A 19,103-nucleotide genomic window follows, 5' to 3' on the forward strand; every position below is an offset into this window, starting at 1 on the left:
CGTGCCTGTAAAGGATGATTTCGCCCGCGTTCCGGTGCCTCAGGACCGGCGCGTGGGCGGATTCCATATCGCCATGGTGGTGGTCGGGGGAACCATATCCATTCCCGGCTTCCTCATGGCGGCGGCGATTGGCGACGGGCTGGGCGTGGCCCATGCCGCCGCCGCGTTCATACTGGGTTGCCTGACGCTGGCCGTCCTGGGCGCGATGACCGCCTGGGCCGGCGTGAAATCGCGGTTTTCCGCCTATATGCTGGCCGAATTCGCATTTGGCCGCCGCGGCGCCGCGGCGGCGAACCTGGCCGTCGCGCTGTCCCTGATCGGCTGGTTCGGCGTGATATCCAATATTTTCGCGCAAGCTGCGGATTTGCTTGTGAGCCAGACGCTCGGCCTGTCGATCCCGGCCGAGATCTATGCCGTTATCGGCAGCCTGCTGATCGTCGGAGTCACGATTTCCGGCTTCAAGGGAATCGACAAGCTGGCCCTGGCGCTGGTCCCGCTCATGGCGCTTTTCCTGATCTACGCCGCCGCGCTTTCCATCGGCAAAATCGATGGCTGGAGCCTGCCCGCGGACCAGCGCACGCTCAGCTTTTCCTCCGCCGTTTCGGCCGTAATCGGCAGCTATATCGCCGGCGTGATCATCCAGCCGGACTATGCCCGGTTCGCGCGCAACAGGCCGCACGCCATATGGTCCGCCGTGATCGCGCTGGGCGTCAGTTTTCCCGTGGTGCTCTTGCTGGCGGCCATTCCCAGCGTCGCCATGGGGCAGTCGGACCTGTTCCTGATCATGCTGGGGCTGGGCATCGGCGTTCCGGCCTTCATCCTGCTGCTGCTCGCCTCCTGGTCCTCAAATGTTCTGTGCCTGTATTCCGCCGGGCTTTCGGTGGCGACCATATTGAAGCGGGTGGATTTGCGGACGATCCTTCTGGCGGCGGGGACCGCCGGGACGGCGCTGGCGATGCTGCACGCGCAGGATTACCTCACCCGCTACCTCATTCTTCTGGGCATCGCGCTGCCCCCGATCGCCAGCATCTATGCGTCCGAAGCGCTGCTGTTCCGGGACGCGTTCTCGCTTGAGGCCCTGAAAACGGAGTCCGCGATCAGCTGGCCGGCCTTCGCCGCATGGGGCGGCGCAGTGGCGGCCGGATACGCGGCCTATTCGGAGCGGGCGAGCTTCACCGGCGTCGCGGCGCTGGATTCCATCCTCGCCGCCTTCTTGATCTATGCCGGGCTGGGCTATGCCCGCCGCGCCGCCGCGCGGCGCTCCGGCCGGGCCGCCTGAAGCGCGCGGGCGACTACCCGAAAGGGTAGGGGGGCGAACCCCCGGACTATACCGATCTCCTTTGAGTCTATCCGAAACGCTGATGGCGGAATTCGCCTGAGACGCGCAAGACTCGCCCGTGAACTGACATCGCGCCTTAAGGGGAGGAAAGATCGATGAGCCTGACGGGAGTTTGGTCGAACAGCTACGGTTCGGTGATGAATTTGAGCCAGTTTGCCGGCGGTCTGATCGCCGGAACCTATTCATCCTCAACCGGGTCCACCGGAAAATACTATGTCGCCGGGATGGCCGGACCATCCGACCCCACGCCCTCGCTGGGCCAGAGCGCGGCGCTCTCCATCTACTGGCGGTCCTATACGGGCGGGCAGGGCGACCCTAGCTGGCACTGGGTTTCCGGCCTCAGCGGCCAGTTGAACACCAGCGGCTCTCAGCCGACGCTCTATCTGATGCACGCCATGGTCGCGACGGACAATTTCCCGAACGTCGCCAATGTCGGCACCTATATCGACAAGCTGATCTACACGCCCAAACAGGGTGAGACGGATAGCTCCATCAAGGACGCGCTCAGCGAGGGCGCGAACGGAACCGACCCGATCAGCGGCGTCTGGGTCTGTAACGAGGAGCCCGGCACGATCATGCAGCTGAGCGTCAGCGGCCCCAGCACCGGCTATGTCACGGGCGATCTGGCCAGCGCGGCGGGGCGCTATGTTCTGGTCGGGTTTACCGATGTGGACGCACAGTCGGGCGGCATCGCCCGTCAGGGTCTCTCGGTCAGCGTCGGGGTCGGCGACGCCGGCGTCTGTATGAGCATGGCGGGCAGCCTGGATTTCTCGACCGGGGTGATGACCCTCACGGTCTATGCCAGCCGCGGCACGTCCGCCGACACGATCTATACCCAGACACAGGTCTCTCAGTGGACCTTTACCAAATCATCCGACGATTGATTCCACCGCAGGGGAGGCGAGGGACATGACCCATCAATTTAACAGGAAAGCAGCTTTTCTCGCGGCGGCGGTTTCGGCGTTGCTGCCGGCGGCCTGCGCGACGGGGGGCGAGGCTCCGCCGGATACGGGCGCCATGCTGACCGTGCCCATGAAACTCGGCCAGATGGCCGATTACGGCGCGACGCCCTGGTACACCGATGCGATCACGCTGGGCTCCAGCCCCATGCATCTGGCGATCGACAGCGGCGCGAATTTTTTCTGGGCCACGTCAGACAAGTGCCAGACCACGGCCTGCAACGCGCATCTGAAGGTGAACACCACGCAGCCCGGCTTCACCTGGATTGATACCAGCTCGACCAAGCGCTCGTTCGGACCGTGGGGCGACATGTATACCTGGACCGGTTCGGTCCCGGTCGGGATCAATGGCGTTTCATACCAGGCGAGCAATTTCTTTGCTTCGGTCCAGTATGAGGGGCCGAAGTTTGAATATCTCGCCTGGGGCGGCGGAATCGGCATGCCTTCGACCTCCACCTGGGTGGAACAGGGATCAGGCTTCCTGATGGGCGAACTGTTCAAATCCGGCGTTCTGGCCCAGCCGGAGTTTGCCATGGTGACCGAACCCTCGACGGGGATGGGCTATACCTATCTGGGCGGGCCGGGGGATCCCTCTCAATATGTCCAGCAAACCGAGGCGCGGCTGGCCCCGAAAAAGGCGGCGATCGGTTATCTCTGGGGAACCGAGCTGGCGAACGTCTTCCTGGGGGGCACGCCGCTTCCCGCGCTTCAGGGGCAGACCTTCTTCCTCGATTCCGGCTCGTCCCGGTTCAAGGGCGATGCGCAATATCTCTATCCGATCATGACTCCGCTCTCGCAGATGACGGGGCCTGACGGACAGCCGATCTTTACGCGCACCTATGACGAGAACGGCAACTGGACGGGTCTTTATTACACCAAAGGCGGACCCTCCGATTACCAGTTGCCGGACGTGACACTGAACATGGGCGAAACCTGCTACGGTTATTCAGCCTACCAGCTTCAGATCACCCTCTCGCCGGAGCAATATTCCTACTATGTGCAGGAAGGCGACCAGGCGGGGAAATGGGCGCTGGCTTTCCACCGGCTTGACGGGGTGGGCGGCCTGCTGGTCGGGTCGACCTTCATGGACCTGGTCTATTCCCGCTTCACATACGGCCTCGCGCCGGAGGGGCAATTGATCCAGAGCGATATGTATCTCTACCGGAAGAGCGGCGGCGCGCAGCCCAAGACCTATACCTGCATCTATACCGATACGGGCGAGGCCGTGCCGGCCGAGGAGCTGGCCCGGCGGGGTTCCGATTCCTGAAAGCGCCGCCAGCGCGCGATACCGGGGCGGTTGAGTATGGGACATCTCACTGCGGGGAGGCCGTCCCGGTATCGCAGCCTGGCGCGGCGTTGACGCCCACATTGACGAACCATTGTTGCCCCGCCTCCCGGCGGCGTTGGACAAGTTCGTCCTGCATCTCGAACATGCCGGGCAGCGGGTCGCGGGCGGCGGCGGGCATGTCGGCGATATGCAGATAGGACTGACCGTCGGAATAGGGACGCCAGTGCGGGCCGTTCCGGCTCTCCGGCATTCCGGTTCTGGCGAAAGACGCCCAGTAATCCATCATCGCCGAAGAAAGCGCCGCTTCCCCATCGCCCTCCGGAACCGGCCAGTTGGGCGGGAACGCCGCCTCATTGCCCGTCTTGCCGAAAACAAAGGGCAATTCGCTGGCGTGGAAGGCGCAGAGATCACGCGCCCGGGCCGCCGGGTAGCAATGGTCGAAGATATAGAGATAGGCGGGCAGGCCGTCTGAAGACTGTTCGCGGATCATGCGCTCCACGGCCCAGCCATAAATGGCGTCGCGCAGCGTATCCAGTATCGATTGTCCGATGTTGGATGCCGGATAAAGGTCCAGAAATGCGTCAGCCAGATCGCCATAACCGCAGCGAATGGCGGTTTCATAGGCCGCCGCGTCCTCCGGCGCCGGCGGCAGAAAAATCCTCTGGGAGCGCAGTTCGCCGCTATTGAACCCGGCCAGTAAAGGCGTGCTGGCCTGCGCCTCGTCCTCGAACGCCTCGATCACTTGTCGGGGAAGCGACCAGCCGTCGATGGTCCCCTGACTGGGGAAACGCTTCCTGGCGGCGGCGTCCGTCAGGGTTTGCGCATCCATCGCGCGCAGCTCTTCAACGCCGGGATGGCCAAGACCGGCGGCCAGCTTCGCGCCGATCGCCTCCGCTGACGGCAAGCCATGGGCGGAGCGGGTGAGGTGCGGCACGGCCCGGATATTTGGACTTTGCGCGATGGCCTTGTGAAACAGGCCGCGGGCCAGCGGGCTGCTCATCAGATAGGTGACGCTCAGCGCCCCGGCGGATTCCCCCATGATCGTGACATTGTCCGCATTACCGCCGAACGCGGCGGCGTTCTTCTGGACCCAGCGCAGCGCCGCGATCTGGTCCAGCAGGCCATAATTGCCCGATGCGGCGTTCGGCGACTCCGCGCTCAAACCGGGGTGCGCCAGCCACCCCAGAACCCCGAGGCGGTAATTGATCGAGACGAGCACAATTCCACGGCTCGCCAGCTCCGCCCCGTCATAGAGCGGCTCGGCGGCGCCCCCAATGCGCAGGGATCCGCCATGTATCCAGACGATGACGGGCGCGTTTTCCGCGTCTTCCGGCGCCCAGACATTCAGGCTCAGGCAATCCTCTGACGCGGCCTCCGGCGGGTCGTAATAAATGCTGGTTCGCGGAATCGCCGGCTGGATACAGCTGGGCCCGAACGCCGAGGCATCGCGCACGCCCTCCCAGGGCGGTGCGGCTTGCGGGGCGCGCCAGCGCAACGGGCCGACGGGCGCCGCCGCGTAGGGAATGTTCTTAAAGACCGTCAGTCCGTCTTTCTGGACGCCTTCAACGCGGCCTTGGGCCGTTGCAACAACCGGGTTGGCCGCCGGCGCTTCCGCCGCGGCCCCCGCCGCACAGGCGGCAAGGGCAGGCAGGACAAGGACGGGGCAGATCGCGCGAGCCGCGCGAAACACGAGGGTCAATCCGGGCAGTCCAGACATGTCAGCCTCCCTGTAGAGCGCGCTCCAGCAGGCGCTGGAACGCCGTAACGGTCGCCGCGACATTCTCGCCGGACACACAGCGTTCATCGTCCTCCGCCACGTGATGAAAACGGTGAACTCCGAAAACGCCGGCGACCGGGGCATAGCCCGCTTCGATGATATTGGTCAGCTCGCCGGCCGAAAGCTGATCGCTTCCATAAGGCGCCTCCAGTCCCGCCAGGCCGGAAAATTCCTTTCTCGCGGCGGGAAGAAGTCCGGGGCTGACCACCAGATAGCGTTGGGAATCCGCGCCGGGCAGCGGGCTGCGCGACCCGACCCCGTCATGCCAGTCGCGCGAGGCGAGATTGGCTCCCAGATGGAGCCAGAACGCGGTCTTTTCCGGTGGCGGCGCCACATTGTGCAGCAATTCCTCGGCGCCCAGATACTGGTATTCGTGACCGCTATTGCACACGAAGGCGAGGTCGTAACCCGGCGCCGCGCGGCCCGCCCAGCGGGCCAGGTGAAGCCATGCGGCGATGCCCCCGCCGCGCTCCCCCGCGCAGGTGAACCAGCCCGAGCGCGGGGTGGAGACGACCAGCCAGCGGCCATGGCCGCGGTCCAGCTTCCCGACCAGATTGAAGGCCTGTCTGCGCCCGCCTTGTCCGGTCAGTCTCAGGGTGGCTTCCCGGCCTTCCATGGCCGCGGCGAAGAAAGGCGCGGCGTCTTCGGGCGCCAGCAAAGCCATGGGTTTTGGATGAAGCGGCTCACGGCCATCGGTGTTCAGCGCGATGACCTTGCCGGTCGGCCCGTTGGTGACGATCACGCAAGCGGCCGCGCCCCCGGCGAAAGCGGCGTCCACGGGTTTGCGGACCGGCTCCCAGAACATGGATGACCAGCGGCCGGCGGGCGGGTCGATCAGCGCAATGGCGCCTTGCAGCGGCTGTGCGGCGAGTCCCTGCGCGTCCACTCGCACGATGGGGGCGGTTATCCCCTCCGCCGGGGTGGTCTGCACAATCGGTTGCGGCCACAGCGCGGCTCGCGCGTCACCGGCGGCAAGGTCTGCCTGTTCGGCTTCAAACCAGGGCGCGGAGAAATATTGGCGGTCTGTTTTAAAGCCCGCCCTGGCAAGTTCGGCTTCCAGCCACGCGCCGCAGGCCTCATCGCCCGGACCGCCCGATTGTTTGCCGCCAAACCCGATATATCGCTGCAAATCGGCGGCGACGGCGCCGGCATGGTCCGGCGCGGCTGCGGCCAGATTGCCCCCGGCGATCAGGGGCGTGGCGGCCGAGGCGGCCAGAAAGCGTCGGCGCGTCGTCGTCCCTTCTTCGGCGCGGCGTGTCTGATCAGTCATCGATATTCCTCCGGAATGTTTCTGGAAGGAAGACGATGCCGACCACCGCGGTCATCCCCGCGACCAGCACCGGGTACCACAGGCCATAATGAATATTGCCCGTTGCGGCGACCAGCGCGAAGGCGGTGGTCGGCAGGAAGCCGCCGAACCAGCCATTGCCGATATGATAGGGCAACGACATCGAGGTGTAGCGGATGCGCGCCGGGAAAAGCTCCACCAGCATCGCGGCCAGCGGCGCGTAGGACGCGGTCACCATCAGCATGATTGTCACGATGATCGCGATAACCAGCGGCCGGTTGATTTTCTGCGGATCGGCCTCGCTCGGATATCCCGCCGCGATCAGTTGTTCGCTGATCCGGCTCTGGAAATTCTCGATCTCCGCCGCCAGTTCGGTTTCGCCCTGGCTGGCGGGGTCGGGAACGGGGATGACCGTCTCGCCGATCCCCACCTGCGCCGGTGTTCTGGCCGGCGCGTCCGCATTGGAATAATTGATGCCGTTGCGGGCCAGATAGGCTTTCGCGATATCGCAGCTGGTCTCGTCAAACGTGTTCTTCCCGACCGGGTCGAACTGGAAAGAACACTCATCTGCATGGGCGACCACGGTGACCGGCGCATCCCGCACCGCCCGGGCGAAATCCGGATTGGCCGCGTTGGTCAGCGCCTTGAAGAGCGGGAACAGGGTCAGGGCGGCGAGAACGCACGCCGTCATGACGATTTTCTTGCGCCCGATCTTGTCGCTCAACCAGCCGAAGAACACGAAGGTCGGCGTGGCGATGATCAGCGCGATGACCAGCAGGATATTGGATGTCGCCGGATCGACGTCCGCGATGCGCTCCAGATAGAACAGCGTATAGAACTGCCCCGTATAGCCAATGTCGCCCTGCCCGGCGACGGCCCCGAAAAGGGCGATCAGCACGAATTTCAGGTTGGACCAGCGTCCGAAGGCTTCCCTCAAGGGCGTCTTGGAGGTCGAGCCTTCGTCTTTCATCTTCTGGAAAACCGGACTCTCGGCCAGTTGCAGCCGGATCCAGAGCGAAATCGCCAGGAGAAAGATCGAGAGCAGGAACGGGATCCGCCAGCCCCAGTCGGCGAACGCCCCTTCCCCCATCACCGTGCGCAGGCCGATCACCAGAAGCAGGGCGGTGAAAAGCCCGATGGTCGCGGTGGTCTGGATGAAGCTGGTGAAAAAGCCCCGCCGGCCCTTTGGCGCGTGCTCGGCCACATAGGTCGCGGCGCCGCCATATTCCCCGCCGACGGCCAGGCCTTGCAGCAGGCGCAGCGCGACAAGGATGATCGGCGCGGCAATGCCGATGGAGTCATAGCTGGGCAGGAAGCCGACCGCGAAGGTCGACAGGCCCATCAATCCCATCGTGACCAGAAACGTGTATTTGCGCCCGACGATGTCGCCCACGCGCCCGAAGACGATGGAGCCGAACGGCCGGACGGCGAAACCGGCGGCGAAGGCGGCCAGCGCCAGGATGAAGGCTGTCGTTTCGTTGACGCCGGAAAAGAATTGCGTGGAAATATACCCGGCCAGCAGGCCGTAGAGATAAAAATCAAACCACTCGAACATGGTCCCCAGCGACGACGCCAGGATAACCATGACCTTGCTCTGCTTCGGGTCATGAGTGGCCGGCGCCGCGTTTTCCCCGACAGCCATAAGCGTTCCTCCCCATTTATGGCCTGGCCGGTCTTGCGCCGGCTTTCAGACCTTGATTGCCGCGGTCTTGCTTATGATCCCTGTTTCATGGATGCGCCTCGATCCGCGTCGTTTCGTGAAATATTATTCGTTCGCTCTCTTGTGAGTTAATGCATGAAACGCGACGTGCGCCAAGCCGTCGCGGTCCGGGTTCATTCGATCAGCCGGTTTCCTGTTCCGGCTTGCCGCAAATCCTGTAGAAGCCCGCGGCCATGAAATGCGCCATGCGCGCCTTGACGGCCGCGTAGTCGCTGGATTTGCACAATCCGCCGGACAGCTTGTCGATCCGCCCCGTGCGCGCCAGCGTCAGCATCAGCGCGCCGGACACGAAGTGGTAGCTCCAGAAAATATCTTCTTCCGCGGCGTCCGGCAGGGCCTGTTTCAACAGCTCGATAAGGCGCAGGACCACTGGATCGAAATGCTGATCCATCATGTCTGCGCCCCATTCCGGCGTGTTGGCGACTTGGGCGCTCAACGCGCCGTAATTGCGCCATCCCTCGCCCCCTTCGATATAGAGATCGAGGTCGGTATCCAGGAAGGCGTGAAGCGCGCCCTCGACCGTGGGCTTGCCGCCGGTCTCCGCGTCATAGGCGTCCAGCGCCTTCATGCGGCGCTCGCTGGTCACCGCGGCGCGGCGCGCGAAAACCGCATCGAACAATTTCTGCTTGTCGTCGAAATAATAGTTCAGAAGCGTGTGGTGAACGCCCACGCGCTTGGCGACGTCCTTAAGCGTGACGCCGTGCAAGCCATTCCTTGAAAACAGGTATTCCGCCACATCGAGAATTTGCTCGATGGTTTCGGCGCGTTTCTCCGCCTTGGTCTGGCGTTTGCGCTGCGGATTAGGATTTGCTGGCAAGATAACCCCTTTCCCGCCGCCTTTGCTTTACGGGAGCGAAGGCTACCGCATTGTTCATAAACAGTTGAATTTTAACCGCAACCGGACAGGCCGCGTGTTCCGCCCCAGGCACCGGATAGAACGCTTCATTCGCGCTGGTAAATTCAGAAACCATCCTTTCGGGGATAGCTCCCGGCTTGGAGGGGCGCAAGTCATTCACACTCTTGTCAGTGAATATTATTTTCAGTAGCGTGCCGGGAATAGTCGGCAACAGACCGGCTAATGGGGAGGATAAGGTTATGAAAAACGTGCTGTTTGCGTCCGCGTCTGCGGTCGCGTTTCTTGCTTCGCCAGCCGCCGTTATGGCGCAGACCGCGCCGGACCAGTCCGGTGAAATCCGGACACAAACGGGCGCGGCGGACGAAATTGTCGTGACGGCGACCCGCCGTGAAATGAACCTTCAGGACGTGCCGCTCAGCGTGACCGCCTTCACGCAGGAAGAGCTGACCACCAAGGGGATTGTCGGCTATGAGGGGCTGGCGCTCGAAACGCCGGGCGCGGTCCTCAACAAACCGACCGCGAACTTCAATACATTCTCCGTGCGCGGCATCGCCACGAACGGCTACCAGGCGAACCTGCAGAATTCGGTCGCGGTCTATATCGACGAATTGCCGATCTCGGCGAACGGCAACTCCACCCAGCTGGACTCGACGCTGTTCGACGTTGAACGGGTGGAATTCCTTCGCGGTCCGCAGGGCACGCTGTTCGGCTCAGGCTCGCTGGCCGGCGCGGTTCGCATCATCACCAAAAGCCCGGATCTGAATGATTTTGACGCCCAGGCGCTGGTCGATTTCGGCCTGACGGACGGCGACTCGTTCCGTCAACGCTATAACGGAATGGTCAATCTGCCGCTGGTCGAGGACAAGCTGGCGCTCCGCGTCGTCGGTTTCTACCGGAACGAGGAAGGCTGGGTCGAGAATATCGGCACCGGCGAGGATAATGCGAATACGCTGGAGAACTGGGGCGGCCGCGCAGTCCTGCTGTGGGAGCCGACCAGCAAGGCCTCGGTGCGCCTGATGGCTCTGCATGAGAAAAGCGAGCCCGAAGACTCACAGCTCATAAACCCGAATCTCGACCCGGACCGCGAAACGCGGAACACGCGCCGCCCGGACGTCTTTGGCGGGGATCTCGACTCCTATAACGCCACGTTCGAGTACGATCTGGGCTTCGCGAATTTCACCAGCTCGACGACATACTCCTACTACGCGCAATCCTTCATCATCGATCTGGACGCCACCTTCGGCGGCGCGATTCCCTTTGCTCTCGACGCTTTCGCCTATGACAAGGCGTTCGTCGAGGAGGCGCGGCTGGTTTCCAGCGGGGACAGCCGTCTGCAATGGATCGTGGGCGGGTTCTATTATTACAAGCGGCGGGACACGGACCTTTTCTACCGCTCCGACCCCGCCTTCCTTGACGCATTCGGGATGACCGGCCTGCCGGACGAATATTACCAGCGCGCCTTCAACCACACGAATTCGGAAGAGATCGCCGCCTTTGGCGAGGCGACCTATAATTTCAGCGACCGCTTCTGGCTCACGGGCGGCTTGCGCTACGGCTCTCTGGACGTCCAGAGCTTTGCCGAGGGCGGCTATAACAGCAACTATCTGACGAATGCGCTCTTCGGCATTCCCGGCCCGCTCACGGTTACCCAGATCCAGCCGGCGACGGGGGAAAAGGGCACCGAAAAGGGCTTCTCCTACAAGCTGAGCGCATCATTCAAACCGGTCGACAATGTCACGACCTATGCGACTTATTCGACCGGTTTCCGCGCGCCGGCGGTCAATGCGCGCGCCGGCCTTCCCAGCTCCGTCGACCCGAACGACATCATCATTCCCGACGGGGCCTCTTCGGATGATCTGAAGAACTACGAAATCGGCGTGAAGGGGAACTGGTTCAACGGCAAGCTGTCGGCCAACCTCGCCGCCTATTATATCGACTGGAGCAATATTCAGGTTCAGGCCAACCGCGTGTCCGACCAGGTGCAATTCGCCACCAATATCGGCGGCGCCACCAGCAAGGGCATAGAGTTCGAGATGACCGCTAGGCCGGTCGATGGGCTGAGCATCGGTCTGAACGGCTCGTTCAACGATTCCGAAGTCACGGACCTGACCCCTGAAGAGGCGGCGATTTCCGGCGCCGTGAAGGGCATCCAGCTGGCCTTCCCGGAGTTTCAGGGCGGGGCTTACCTGACCTATACCAGACCGCTCACGGCGACCGTGGACGGTTTCCTTTCAGTCAATGCGCGTCACGTTCAGGGATATCCGAACCAGTTCCCCAACGTGCCGGGTCAACCGGGCGTGCAATCGCCCACATACGCGCCGACCGAAGCCTATGAGACCGTGAACATGTCGGCCGGGGCCGATTTCGGCGATCACTTCAAGGCGACCTTGTATGTTGAGAACGCCTTCGACGATCACTCGCTGATCTATTCCCATCCGGAAGGCTTTGCCGACGCCCGGTTCAGCACCCTGCGGCCGCGCACATTCGGCGTCCGGCTGAACTATAAATACTGATCGATGACGGCGCGCTCGCCATCGATAGAAGCCGCCGATACGCCCGCCTCAGGCCCCGCCGCGACGGCGCGGCCGGGCGGGCGCGCCTGGTGGACGCTGGGCATGTTGTGCTTCGTCTATGTCCTGAACTTTCTTGACCGCCAGCTCCTGTCGATCCTGGCCAAACCGATCCAGGACGATCTGGGCGTCACGGACGGTCAGCTGGGCCTGATCGGCGGTCTGTATTTTGCGCTCTTCTATTGCCTGATCGCCATTCCGGTCGGCTGGCTGGCGGACAAGACCAATCGCGTCCGCGTTCTGGGCTTTGCCTGCTTCCTGTGGAGCGCGGCGACCATTGCCTGTGGACTGTCGCGAAACTATCCGCAGCTTGTCATCGCCCGTATGACGGTCGGCATCGGGGAGGCGGGCGGCGTGCCGCCGTCCTACGCCATTATTTCGGATTATTTCCCCTCCGGCATGCGGGGGCGGGCGCTCGGTATTTATAATATGGGGCCGCCGATCGGCGCCGCCCTCGGGGTGGCTTTCGGCGCCTCCATCGCGGCGGCGTTCAGCTGGCGCGACGCGTTCGTCTCGATCGGCATTGTCGGCGTGGTGACCGCGCTGGCGGTTCTGGTCTTCGTGCGCGAGCCCAAACGCGGCGGCCTCGACGCCGGACCGGTTGCCGATACGCCCGCTCCCGCGCCGGCGCCGGCCGCCGCGCCGCCGCAGGAAAGCTTTCGCGCGACCTGCAAGATGTTCTTTGCGCATCCCTCGCTACGGCTCATCGCGTTCGCCAGCGGCGCCACACAGTTCGTGACCTATGCCGTGATCAATTTCACCACGCTCTTCCTGATGCGTGAAAAGGGCATGACGCTGGGCGAAATCGCCATCTATTACGCGTTGTTGCTGGGGCTGGGCGTCAGCGCCGGCATGTATGTGTCCGGGCGGCTGGTCGACTGGCTGTCGCGGCGCACGAAAGCGGCCTACGCCTATGTCCCGGCGGCGGGCCTCGTGGTCGCGGTGCCGTTTTTCATCGGCTTTGTCTGGGCGCCCACATGGCCCCTCGCCATGGCGTTCCTCACCGTGCCGACGGTTCTGAATTATTTCTACCTGTCGCCCGCCGTGGCGCTGGTCCAGGAAGAGGTCAAGCCGAACCAGCGCGTGCTGTCGGGGGCGCTTTTGCTGCTGGTGATGAATTTGATCGGCCTTGGCCTGGGGCCGACCTATCTCGGGGCGGCCAGCGATTTCTTCCGCGACAGCCACCCTGACAATTCACTGCAGATCGCCTTCTATACGCTCATCCCGTTCTATTTTCTCGCGATTGCGCTCTTCCTCTGGTTGGGCCGCATTCTGAGCCGCGAAACCGAAGCCGGAGGACGCTCCCGATGACCCTGCTATCCCGTATCGCGCCTGCCCTGTCGGCGGCCATTCTAGTTGCGGCGACCGCCGCCTGCGCCAGCACCGCCGAAAGCGGCGATGCTGTTGTCGACACCGCATCGGGACCGGTCCGGGGCGTGGCCCGGGACGGCCTGAAGATTTTCAAGGGCATCCCCTTCGCCGCGCCGCCCACCGGGGATGCGCGCTGGACGCCGCCTGCGCCGGCTCCCGCGTGGGATGATGCGCTCGACGCCAGCGAATTCGGCAATGCCTGCATGCAGCCCCGCCGGCGCGGCTTCAGCATCTATGCCGATTCATCGCTGCCCGACACGAGCGAGGATTGCCTGAATCTGAATGTCTGGGCCCCGGAAAACGCCGCGAACGCGCCGGTTTTTGTCTGGATTCACGGCGGGTCGCTGACCAGCGGCGCGGGCAGCCAGTCCCTCTATAACGGCGCCGAGTTCGCCAAGCGCGGCATCGTCTATGTCTCGATCAATTATCGCCTCGGCGTTCTGGGCTATCTGGCCCATCCCGAACTCAGCGCGGAATCGCCGGACGGCGTCTCCGGCAATTACGGCCTCCTGGACCAGATCGCCGCGCTGGAATGGGTGGAGGACAATATCGCCGCGTTCGGCGGCGACCCGGACAATGTGACAATTGCCGGCGAGTCGGCAGGCGCCCTCAGCGTCACCTATCTGATGACCGCACCGGCGGCGCGCGGCCTGTTCGACAAAGCGATTGCGCAGAGCGCCTACATGCTCTCCACGCCCGAACTCAAGGAGGCGAGCTTCGGCGCGCCTTCCGCGGAAACCACGGGCGCTTATGTCGCCGGAAAAGTCGGGGCGGAAGACCTTGCGGCGCTCCGCGCGATGGAGCCGCAGACCCTGATCGAGAAGGCGGCGCAGGCTGGCTATATTCCCTGGGGCACGGTCGACGGTCTTACGCTTCCGGGGCAGCCCGTGAACGTCTTCGATGAAGGCCAACAGGCGCCGGTCCCGGTCATGGCCGGCTTCAATAGCGGTGAAATCCGGTCTTTGCGCTTCCTCCTGCCCAAGGCGCCGTCGAACGCCGAAGACTATGAAGCGGCAATCCGGAAAGGCTATGGCGATCTCGCCGGCGCCGCCCTGGAACACTATCCCTCACGGGACATCGACGAGGCCATGCTCGCTGCGACCCGCGACGCCATGTATGGCTGGACGGCGGAGCGCCTTGTTCGCAAGCAGGGGGATATCGGTCAGCCCGGTTTCCTCTACATCTTCGATCACGGCTATCCCGCGGCGGACCAGAACGGGCTCAACGCCTTCCACGCCAGCGAACTGCCCTACATGTTCGGCAATCTCGACCGCATTTCAGAGTTCTGGCCGGCGCCCCCCGATACGGCGGAGGAGCGTGCGCTCTCCGAAGCGATGATCGGCTACTGGACGTCTTTCGCGCGCGATGGCGCGCCCGCCGCGGCGGACCAGCCCGCATGGCGGCCTTATGGCGCGGACGAAGCCTATATGTATTTCGCGGATGCGCCTCACGGCGCGGACACCGATCTTCTGCCGGGCATGTTCGAACTGCATGAAGAGGTGATGTGCCGCCGCCGCGCGGCCGATGTCGGATGGACGTGGAATGTCGGCGTCATCGCGCCGCCATTGCCTCCGCAGGTTCCCGAATGCCAGTGACCGACGGGGCGATGCAGCCCTATGCGCTGACCCTCAACAAGTTCATCGAGCACGCCGCCAAATGGCATCCGGAGGCGGAAGTCGTGACCGGGCGCGGGGGGGACGCGGTCGACCGGACAGGATATGCGGCGCTGAAGGCGCGGGCTTTGCGGGTTTCCGCGGCTCTGGCCGGGCGCGGCGTCCTGTTCGGCGACCGCGTTGCAACGCTGGCCTGGAATACCCAGGCTCATGTCGAGGCCTGGTACGCCATCATGGGGATGGGGGCGGTTTGCCACACGCTCAATCCCCGCCTGACCGCCGCGCAGCTGGCCGCCATGCTGAACCAGTCAGAGGCGCGCGTGCTGATCGTCAGCGCCGACCTCGCCCCGCTGGCCCGCAAGATCGTGGCGGAGGCCGCCTCCGTTTCACAAATTCTGGTGATCGATGGTCCGGCGCCGGACTGGCGCGGCGAAGACCCGGACTTGTCCGTCTCCACGCTGGAAGACGCCCTCGCCGGGGCTGACGGTCATGTCGTCTGGGGCGATTTCGACGAGACCTCGCCTTCCGGCCTGTGTTTCACTTCCGGCACGACAGGGTCGCCGAAGGGCGTCACCTATACTCACCGCTCCGGTTATCTTCATACGCTGCGGCAACTACAGGCCGACGTCATGGGGCTCACCGCCGCCGATGCCGTCCTGACCGTGGTGCCGATGTTCCACGCCAATGCCTGGGGCCTGCCTTTCGCCGCGCCCGCGGCGGGGGCGAAACTGGTGCTTCCCGGCCGTATGGCGGATGGCGCCAGTCTGGCGCGGCTGATCGAATCCGAAGGCGTGACGATGGCCGTCGGCGTGCCCACTGTCTGGCTTGGTCTGCTGGAGCATGTCGAGGCAACCGGCGGCGACCTGCCGACGCTCAGGCGGATCATGGTGGGCGGCGCCGCCCTGGCGCCCGCCCTGATGGACCGGATAGAGCGGCGGCTGGGCGTGACCGTTCAGACCAGCTGGGGCATGACCGAACTTTCGCCGCTGGGCGTCAGCGCGGCGCCCGGCGACAGCGACCGCAAGGCCTGGATGTCCGGCCGACCAGCCGTCGGCGTGGACCTCCTGCTGACCGACGCGGAAGGGGAGCCTCTGGCGGATCAGCGCGCCGCGGAGGGGCATCTGCGGGTGAGGGGCTCCGCCGCGATAGAGCGTTATTTCGGCCATGATGAAGCGGCGACCGACGAAGAGGACTGGTTCGATACCGGCGACCTCGCCCGGATAGACACCCGCGGAAACCTTATCATCACGGGCCGCGCCAAGGATCTGATCAAGTCGGGCGGCGAGTGGATAAATCCGTCAGAGATCGAGGCCATTGTCGGCGCCCTGCCGCAGGTTTCGCAGGCCGCCGTCATCGGCCGGTCGGACGAAAAATGGGGCGAGCGTCCAATCCTTCTGGTCGAGCTGGCGGAGAACCAGTCCGTGACCGATGACGAATTGCTGGAGCCGTTGCGTGGCCGCGTGGCGTCTTGGTGGCTTCCCGATGCGGTCATGCGGCTGGACAACATGCCGCTGGGACCGACGGGCAAAATTGACAAGCTTCGCCTGAGGTCAGACTACAGGGACGCGTCCAGCGCCGAGGGTCAGTTTTCCGGCAAGCGGGCGGTTTCCTGAGCGGCATTGCTCTTGATCGGTGACGGAAAAGCTCAAGTTTTGTCTTCTGATGATGCGAAATCCGGGCGCAAGCCCCAGACAAGGGCGGAGCGCCGCGCTGAATCCATAGAGCTTATCCTCGATTCAGCCGAGGCCCTGTTCTCCAGGCGCGGTTTTTATGGCGTTACGCTGAAGGACATCGCCAAGCACGCCGATGTTCATCACACGCTGATCCATTATTATTTCGACGACAAGAAAGCCCTGTTCGACGCGGTGTTTTCCCGCCGCGCCCCGGTCTCGAGAGAGCGCCGGATGAAGGCGCTGGACGAATACGAAAAGTCGGCGAACGGCAAGCCGACCGTGGAAGGCGCGCTGCACGCCTTTCTGGATACCGATTTCGATCTCTATATCGAGGGCGGAAAGGCGTGGAAGAACGCGCTCGCCGTCGCCGCGCAAGTGGCGAACACCCCCGAATGGGGGGCCGAGCTGATGGAAAAGCACTTCGATTCCGTGGTCTTGCGCCTGATCGATATTCTCAAGAAAGCGCTCCCCGACTGTTCGGAGGAAGACATTTTCTGGGGCTATCACTTCGTGACCGGCGCGCTCATGCTGACGCTGGCGCGCACGGGCCGGATCGACAAACTCTCCGGCGGCGTCTGCGACTCCGATGACTTCCCGGCCGTCAAGGAACGCATGGCCGAGTTCATGGCGGCCGGATTCCACGCCGTCTGTGAAGAGCGGAAATCAGACCGAGCGACCTGAAAAGCGCCAGCCGCGAAACCGGGGATATGGTGCGGTCTGAGTCCTATTGCCGGGGCGGGTGGCCGAACTTGGGGGAGGGGATGTTGAACAGGATAGACGCCCCGCGAATGGCGAACGTGATCAGGGCCGCCAGCGGCGCCGCCGCGGCGGCGGCGAGGCCAAGCTCCAGCAGCCCGATATAGGCGGCCGCGCCCAGCATGGCGGCGGTGGCGTAGATATCCTGCTTCAGGATCAGCGGCGGTTCGTTCAGCAGCACGTCGCGCACCACCCCGCCGAACGTAGCGGTGACCGCGCCCATGAATATCGCGATCACCGGATGCGCGCCCGCGCCCAGCGCCGATTGCGCGCCCAGAATGGCGAAGGCGGACAGGCCCAGCGCATCGGCCCAGATCAGCGCCTTGATGCGGGAATCCAGAACCGACTGGGCCAGCGTAGCCACGATGGCGCCGGCTAGGCAGATGAACACCGCCGATATATTCTCGATCCACCAGACCGGGAAGAAGCCCAGCAACACGTCGCGGATCGTGCCGCCGCCGACGCCGGTGACAAAGGCCAGCAGGGCCACGCCGAAGAAATCCATGTCCTGGCGCAGCGCCCGCAGCGCGCCGGAAATCGCGAAAACGAACAGTCCGAAGATATTCAGGATTTCCAAGACGTTCAGGGTGCTCACGGGCGCGCTCGCTTGTGGAGAGGAAAGGGGAACCGGGACTGGTTCTAGGTCAGGCGCGCGGCCCGGCGCAATCGCGCGCGCCTAGTCCGCCTCCGCCGCCGCGGCGGCGCTGGCCCACGCCCACTGGAAATTATAACCGCCCAGCCAGCCGGTCACGTCCACGCACTCGCCGATGAAATAGAGGCCGGAGACAAGGCGGCTCTCCATGGTCTTTGACGAGAGCTGATCGGTATCGAGGCCCCCGACCGTGACCTCCGCCGTGCGCCAGCCTTCCGTGCCGGAGGGCTGCAGGCGCCAGTCCGACAAATCCGCCGCGACCGCGTCCAGATGCGCATGGGAGAGATCGGCCATGCGCGGCGCGTCCTTCACCACGCCGCGCGCCTTCAGGCACTCCGCCAGGCGCTTGGGCAGAAGCGCCTCCAGCGCGCCGCTCAGCGATTTCATCGGGTGTTGCGCCTTCAGGTCCCGCAGGGCCGCCGCGCCGTCGCCGCCGCCGAACAGGTCGATTGAGACCGGCTCCCCGGGCCTCCAATAGGAGGAAACCTGCAGGATGGCCGGGCCGGACAGGCCGCGATGGGTGAACAGCATGGCTTCGTCGAAGCTCGTCCCGCCCGCCTGCGCGCGCACCGGACAGGCCACGCCGGAGATCGCGGCGAAGGCCTCCTTGTCCGCGCCCTCGAAGGTAAAGGGGACAAGGCCCGCAACGGGTTTGACGATACGGTGGCCGAGTTGCTCCGCGAGGTCGTAGGCAAAGCCGGTTGCGCCCATTTTCGGGATGGAAAGCCCGCCGGTGGCGACCACCAAGCGTCCGGCGTCCAGCGGCCCGTCCGGCGTCTGCAGCCGGAACCCCTCCGGCGTCTTCTCGACAGCGCTGATAGGTGTGGAAAGCCGCAGCTCGCCGCCCGCGGCGGCCAGTTCGTCCAGCAGCATCTGGATAATCGCGCCGGAGCGTTCGTCGCAGAAAAGCTGGCCCAGCGTTTTCTCGTGCCAGCCAATGCCGTGCCGCGCCATCAGGTCCAGAAAATCCTGCGGCGTGTAGCGCGCCAGCGCCGATTTCGCGAAATGCGGGTTTTGCGACAGAAAGCGTTCGGGCCGCGTATGGATATTGGTGAAGTTGCAGCGTCCGCCGCCGGAAATACGCACCTTCTCCGCCGGCTTGGCGGCGTGGTCGATGACCAGAACGCGCCGCCCGCGCTGGCCGGCCAGCGCGCCGTGGAACAGGCCGGCGGCCCCGGCGCCGATCACGACGGTATCGAAAGATGTCTCGCGGGCTGTCATGGGAACAGGACTTGGCTGAA

Annotated in this window: 14 protein-coding genes; 8 read left to right on the top strand and 6 right to left on the bottom strand. The window is 64.2% G+C overall.

All coding sequences use genetic code 11. The features are described 5' to 3' along the window. Position 1: 1 nt before the first annotated feature. The 3 genes from L338_RS05890 to L338_RS05900 all read left to right on the top strand — a co-directional run bounded on the left by L338_RS05890 (position 2) and on the right by L338_RS05900 (position 3,565). Complete coding sequence (locus tag L338_RS05890) at positions 2–1,279, top strand: cytosine permease (protein ID WP_022697445.1); 1,278 nt, start codon at positions 2–4, stop codon at positions 1,277–1,279. Positions 1,280–1,434: 155 nt separating this feature from the next. Continuing rightward, positions 1,435–2,223: an avidin/streptavidin family protein gene (locus L338_RS05895; protein ID WP_051122713.1), complete on the top strand. Its 789-nt coding sequence runs from the start codon at positions 1,435–1,437 to the stop codon at positions 2,221–2,223. A 25-nt stretch (positions 2,224–2,248) separates the two neighbouring features. Continuing rightward, positions 2,249–3,565, top strand: a complete 1,317-nt coding sequence (locus L338_RS05900) for a pepsin-like aspartyl protease (protein ID WP_022697447.1) — start codon at positions 2,249–2,251, stop codon at positions 3,563–3,565. Positions 3,566–3,611: 46 nt separating this feature from the next. Here L338_RS05900 and L338_RS05905 read toward each other — a convergent pair whose 3' ends face one another. The 4 genes from L338_RS05905 to L338_RS05920 form a co-directional block, all read right to left on the bottom strand. After that, positions 3,612–5,303 (bottom strand): carboxylesterase/lipase family protein, encoded by a 1,692-nt coding sequence (locus tag L338_RS05905; protein WP_022697448.1) that lies wholly within the window; start codon positions 5,301–5,303, stop codon positions 3,612–3,614. 1 nt (position 5,304) lies between these two features. Then, the gene (locus L338_RS05910; RefSeq protein ID WP_022697449.1) at positions 5,305–6,633 is read right to left on the bottom strand and encodes a hypothetical protein; all 1,329 of its coding nucleotides are present in this window, start codon (positions 6,631–6,633) and stop codon (positions 5,305–5,307) included. Beyond that, positions 6,626–8,293: an MFS transporter gene (locus tag L338_RS05915; protein WP_022697450.1), complete on the bottom strand. Its 1,668-nt coding sequence runs from the start codon at positions 8,291–8,293 to the stop codon at positions 6,626–6,628. Before L338_RS05915 ends, L338_RS05910 begins: the two co-directional genes overlap by 8 nt. Positions 8,294–8,492: 199 nt before the next feature. Beyond that, a complete protein-coding gene (locus L338_RS05920) occupies positions 8,493–9,188 on the bottom strand; it encodes a TetR/AcrR family transcriptional regulator (RefSeq protein ID WP_022697451.1) in 696 nt (231 codons plus the stop codon). A 278-nt stretch (positions 9,189–9,466) separates the two neighbouring features. Between L338_RS05920 and L338_RS05925 the strand changes: the two genes are divergently transcribed. Genes L338_RS05925 through L338_RS05945 form a run of 5 tightly spaced genes read left to right on the top strand, consistent with a single transcriptional unit; the run spans position 9,467 to position 17,135 of the window. Further along, positions 9,467–11,740 carry a TonB-dependent receptor gene (locus L338_RS05925; RefSeq protein WP_022697452.1) on the top strand — a complete coding sequence of 758 codons (2,274 nt, stop codon included), beginning with the start codon at positions 9,467–9,469 and terminating at the stop codon, positions 11,738–11,740. A 3-nt stretch (positions 11,741–11,743) separates the two neighbouring features. Continuing rightward, positions 11,744–13,108, top strand: a complete 1,365-nt coding sequence (locus tag L338_RS05930; RefSeq protein WP_022697453.1) for a spinster family MFS transporter — start codon at positions 11,744–11,746, stop codon at positions 13,106–13,108. Continuing rightward, positions 13,105–14,763, top strand: coding sequence for a carboxylesterase/lipase family protein (locus L338_RS05935; protein WP_022697454.1), 1,659 nt, complete (start codon positions 13,105–13,107; stop codon positions 14,761–14,763). The genes L338_RS05930 and L338_RS05935 overlap by 4 nt, the downstream gene beginning before the upstream one ends. Then, a complete protein-coding gene (locus tag L338_RS05940) occupies positions 14,754–16,394 on the top strand; it encodes an AMP-binding protein (RefSeq protein WP_051122714.1) in 1,641 nt (546 codons plus the stop codon). Before L338_RS05935 ends, L338_RS05940 begins: the two co-directional genes overlap by 10 nt. 39 nt (positions 16,395–16,433) lie before the next feature. Further along, positions 16,434–17,135, top strand: coding sequence for a TetR/AcrR family transcriptional regulator (locus L338_RS05945; RefSeq protein WP_022697456.1), 702 nt, complete (start codon positions 16,434–16,436; stop codon positions 17,133–17,135). 43 nt (positions 17,136–17,178) lie between these two features. On the opposite strand, the gene L338_RS05950 is transcribed toward L338_RS05945, so the two are convergent. Further along, complete coding sequence (locus tag L338_RS05950) at positions 17,179–17,805, bottom strand: trimeric intracellular cation channel family protein (RefSeq protein ID WP_033310648.1); 627 nt, start codon at positions 17,803–17,805, stop codon at positions 17,179–17,181. A gap of 81 nt (positions 17,806–17,886) precedes the next feature. Further along, on the bottom strand, positions 17,887–19,083 hold the full coding sequence (locus tag L338_RS05955) for a BaiN/RdsA family NAD(P)/FAD-dependent oxidoreductase (RefSeq protein WP_022697457.1): 1,197 nt from the start codon (positions 19,081–19,083) through the stop codon (positions 17,887–17,889). Between the last annotated feature and the right edge of the window lie 20 nt (positions 19,084–19,103).

Source organism: Euryhalocaulis caribicus (assembly GCF_000412185.1).
Classification (GTDB): domain Bacteria; phylum Pseudomonadota; class Alphaproteobacteria; order Caulobacterales; family Maricaulaceae; genus Euryhalocaulis; species Euryhalocaulis caribicus.

Coding starts and splice junctions, on each gene's coding strand:
- L338_RS05895 (WP_051122713.1), top strand. CDS start 1,435: ATGAGCCTGACGGGAGTTTGGTCGAACAGCTACGGTTCGGTGATGAAT.
- L338_RS05900 (WP_022697447.1), top strand. CDS start 2,249: ATGACCCATCAATTTAACAGGAAAGCAGCTTTTCTCGCGGCGGCGGTT.
- L338_RS05905 (WP_022697448.1), bottom strand. CDS start 5,303: ATGTCTGGACTGCCCGGATTGACCCTCGTGTTTCGCGCGGCTCGCGCG.
- L338_RS05910 (WP_022697449.1), bottom strand. CDS start 6,633: ATGACTGATCAGACACGCCGCGCCGAAGAAGGGACGACGACGCGCCGA.
- L338_RS05915 (WP_022697450.1), bottom strand. CDS start 8,293: ATGGCTGTCGGGGAAAACGCGGCGCCGGCCACTCATGACCCGAAGCAG.
- L338_RS05925 (WP_022697452.1), top strand. CDS start 9,467: ATGAAAAACGTGCTGTTTGCGTCCGCGTCTGCGGTCGCGTTTCTTGCT.
- L338_RS05930 (WP_022697453.1), top strand. CDS start 11,744: ATGACGGCGCGCTCGCCATCGATAGAAGCCGCCGATACGCCCGCCTCA.
- L338_RS05935 (WP_022697454.1), top strand. CDS start 13,105: ATGACCCTGCTATCCCGTATCGCGCCTGCCCTGTCGGCGGCCATTCTA.
- L338_RS05940 (WP_051122714.1), top strand. CDS start 14,754: ATGCCAGTGACCGACGGGGCGATGCAGCCCTATGCGCTGACCCTCAAC.
- L338_RS05955 (WP_022697457.1), bottom strand. CDS start 19,083: ATGACAGCCCGCGAGACATCTTTCGATACCGTCGTGATCGGCGCCGGG.